The organism is Bartonella sp. AP4SXKL (genome assembly GCF_042195845.1).
Classification (GTDB): Bacteria; Pseudomonadota; Alphaproteobacteria; order Rhizobiales; family Rhizobiaceae; genus Bartonella.
Genome location: NZ_JBHIPA010000049.1, coordinates 1 through 1,603, shown reverse-complemented (window position 1 = coordinate 1,603; position 1,603 = coordinate 1). Strand labels below are relative to the sequence as shown.

At 40.7% G+C, this 1,603-nt stretch carries 2 protein-coding genes; both read right to left on the bottom strand.

What is annotated here, in order from left to right:
* Positions 1-145: 145 nt before the first annotated feature.
* Positions 146-697, bottom strand: coding sequence for a hypothetical protein (locus ACFIMI_RS09585; RefSeq protein ID WP_375692528.1), 552 nt, complete (start codon positions 695-697; stop codon positions 146-148).
* A gap of 9 nt (positions 698-706) precedes the next feature.
* Positions 707-1,213: a hypothetical protein gene (locus ACFIMI_RS09580; protein ID WP_375692527.1), complete on the bottom strand. Its 507-nt coding sequence runs from the start codon at positions 1,211-1,213 to the stop codon at positions 707-709.
* Positions 1,214-1,603: the final 390 nt, after the last annotated feature.

Genomic DNA, 1,603 nt, shown 5'->3' with positions numbered 1-1,603 from the left:
TGATCAACCGGTAAGGAAGCCGGATCATAACCATAAACATTACAATGGCAATGATGGTGAACCCTAAAAAAACCAAATGCTGCATCATAATGCTCCCTTTTTTTCCCTATCGCATTGATGTGAAATCATCATTTTTATTTTCTTCTCAAGCAAATGTTTCTAATTCCTTTACTGTTTCTTGCACGCCATACTGAAGAAAACTATGGAGAATTAAAATGACAGGTAAAGAAACAACAATACATGTCCAGACCCAAAACAGCAGTCGCATGACAAAATCAATAATGTGAAGCACTATCATAGGCACGTAATTGTGCAAAAAAACCGCAGATTTTGGAAGAAAAGCTGAAAAAACGACAACACCTGTGCTAAGTGCAACCATAACGAAGGCGATAGAAAAGATCATAAAATAATCTTTTTTTGAGAGAAGCAAAGATTCTTGAAAAGAAAAGGCACGCAACTGTGTTGCAAGAACTGTATTCTGTCCCCTACCCTCTGCCTGATTATGCCTCAAATTCTGCGCTGCACCCTTTTTTAATTTTCGCTGCGTCACCAATAACAAGATTGTCCGTTTTATCAACGAATAATAAAGTGCAACGATTGTCACCACGGTAGAAAGGAATACCATAAAAATTGCAGAACAAATAAAAATTGTCGTCCCTACGGCAGCCAACATTCCAATGATTAAAGAAGCGGTCACTTTCCCCCCCTATTGTCTTCTGTTAAGAGATTGGTTGTCTAGCTGTTGCTGCTCTGGCAAGGTTTCCCATTGTAGCATCATTTCCTTCACATCCCGTTTAAATACGGCGTTAAAGACAAAAAAGAGCGGACAAAAACCAAAAAGAACGCCAAAAATCATTTGCGGTAAGAGACATAAAAAAGCCCAAACACTATTCCACCCCGCATCAAGAACATGCTGAATTATAGGATTTTGGAAAGGGTGTTTAAGACTTTCCTGAAGTCTTTCTTGTTTCATTTGTCCCAGTGCTTGGAGCTGTTCTTTGGATATAACGTGAAAAAATTCCAAAGGATCCATATAGGCAGACGCGGAAAAAAGCACCAACAAGAGGATAGCCAAACAACAAATGATGATATAATCGCTTGTTGAAAGCATCATCCATTTTTTGAAAGTTGCCGATTGATCCAACACTGACTGTGATACAAAAGCCTTATCTCCCTTATGGGCAAATTGGTGTTGTGATTTATCTTCGATCATACGGATACTCCCCCACTTCTAAAATTCCCACTCTTCAATATTTGATAGCACGCCACCAGCGCGGTAAATTCGCTTAGCACCCTTCTCAGAGTAATGCAAGCACTATAAATCCCCTCTACGTATTTTATTCATTTGCCCTATACGCGCTTATACATGAAGCACTATACGTGAGGCACTTACAAGCCCAAACACCCCTTTTTCCAAGGTGGTGCCCCCATCTTGAAAGCCAAGCACGCGGCCAAGATCAACCTCAGTCCCAGATCAACCTCATTCATTGCCTCATCGAAAACTTCCTCAAGTACACGACACGCCCTACGCTTACCTCTTCCTCAAGAAATTTCAATCCCTTTGCCTTAAAATCCACCCCTTTGCCTCAATGCCTCGTTGTCA